General features: G+C 63.9%; 1 protein-coding gene and 1 tRNA gene. One reads left to right on the forward strand and one right to left on the reverse strand.

Going from position 1 to position 1,900, the window contains the following annotated elements; all coding sequences use genetic code 11:
• The first annotated feature begins 158 nt into the window (after positions 1-158).
• Entirely contained in the window at positions 159-1,847 is a 1,689-nt protein-coding gene (locus LHL23_RS23345; RefSeq protein WP_226431751.1) for a recombinase family protein, read from the forward strand.
• Here the strand turns inward: LHL23_RS23345 and LHL23_RS23350 are convergent.
• Positions 1,804-1,880: transfer RNA gene (locus LHL23_RS23350), tRNA-Met, on the reverse strand. The genes LHL23_RS23345 and LHL23_RS23350 overlap by 44 nt on opposite strands.
• Positions 1,881-1,900 lie beyond the last annotated feature (20 nt).

Genomic DNA, 1,900 nt, shown 5'->3' on the forward strand with positions numbered 1-1,900 from the left:
AACACCCGGCCGCCCGCAAAACGGCTCCTGCCGGCAGGACGCCAGCACCCGCGCGTCACTTCACGAACTCCTGCGCGCCCTCGCCCGCGAGGCAGCCCGCACCGATCACCGGGACGGCAATTCTCCCGGTTAACATCAAACCACCGGAGAACACCGCCATGTCCCAGCCCAGGCTCAGAGCAGCCATCTACGCCCGCTACTCGACAGACCTGCAACGCGACGCCTCTGTCGAGGACCAGATCCGCGACTGCACCGATTACGCCAAGGCCCAGGGGCTGGAGGTAGTGGCCACCTATTCCGACCGCGCCATCTCCGGCGCCAGCCTTATGCGCAGTGGCATGCAGAGCCTGCTGCGCGATGCGCAATGCGGACGCTTCGATGTGCTTATCTCTGAAGCCCTCGACCGCTTGAGTCGCGACCAGGCCGACATTGCCCGGGTCTACCAGCAGTTCTGTTTCCACCGCATTCCAATCGAGACCGTGGCGGACGGGCTGATCTCCGAGATCCATATCGGGCTCAAAGGCACGATGAACGCCATTCAGCTCAAGGACATTGCCATGAAGACCCACCGCGGCCTGAAGGGGCGTGCGCTGGCGGGCAAATCCGCTGGCGGCAAGGCTTACGGCTACGATCTGAAGCCGCAGCTCACAGCCAGCGGCGACCTGATCCGCGGGGAGCGCGAGATCAATCCGGAGGAGGCCGCGGTCGTGCGCAGGATCTTCCAGGATTATGCAAAGGGACTGTCCCCCAAAAAGATTGCAGAGGCGCTCAACAAGGAAAGCGTGCCGTCCCCGTCCGGCCGCCATTGGGGCGCCTCCACCATCCATGGCAACCGCCAAAGGCGCACCGGCATTCTGAACAATGAGCTCTACAACGGCCGCCAGTTCTGGAACCGGCTGTGCTACGACAAGGTCCCTCAGACAAACAGGCGGATTTCCCGCCTGAACCCGGAAAGCGAATGGACCATCACCGAAGTGCCAGAGCTGCGCATCATTGACCCGGAACTCTGGGAAGCAGTCCGCAGCCGCCAGGGCGCGCTGAAGACAAAAGGCACATCGACCCCGGTCTGGGACCGGCGCCGCCCGAAGACGCTGTTCTCCGGCCTGATGGCCTGCGGCTGCTGCGGCGGCGGCTTTGCCAAGATCTCCAGGGACAGCTTCGGCTGCTCCCCGGCGAGGAACAAGGGCGCCGCGGTCTGCAGCAACAAGCGCACGATCAAGCAGGCCGACCTGGAAGCCCGGGTGCTGGATGCGCTGGCGAACCACCTGATGGATCCGGATGCGGTGCAGGTCTTCTGCGAAGAATACACAGCCGAACGCAACCGGCTGAAGGCCGCAGCCGCCGGGAACCGCAAGGAAAAGGAACAGGCGCTCGCCCGTGCCAAACGCGATCACCAGAAGCTGGTGGATGCGATCATTGCGGGCATTCCCGCAGACCAGGTGAAGGACCGGATGATCGAGCTCGACACGCGGCGCCAGCAGCTGGAACGGGAGCTGGAGCATACCCCTGCCCCGGACACGGTGGTGTTTCACCCGTCAATGGCCGAAGCTAACCGGGAGCGGGTCAGGCGGCTGATCAAGGGCCTTGGTTCCGCCGCAGGCATGGAAGAGGCGAAGGAGGCGCTGCGGTCTCTGGTGGAGCGGATCGTGCTGACACCTGCGGCGGAGGGCGCTGGCCTGGATCTGACGCTGGAGGGAGATCTGGCCGGGCTGTTGCGGCTTGCGGCAGGCGCGGAAGGCCCGGACACGAAGAAGGCCCCGGATGGCAGATCCGAAGCCTTTGATATGTCAGGTGAATTAGTGTTGGTTGCGGGAGCAGGATTTGAACCTGCGACCTTCAGGTTATGAGCCTGACGAGCTACCTGGCTGCTCCATCCCGCGTCAGGTGATTGTGTATCGTT

Source organism: Leisingera sp. McT4-56 (assembly GCF_020514995.1).
GTDB classification, from domain to species: Bacteria; Pseudomonadota; Alphaproteobacteria; order Rhodobacterales; family Rhodobacteraceae; genus Leisingera; species Leisingera aquaemixtae_A.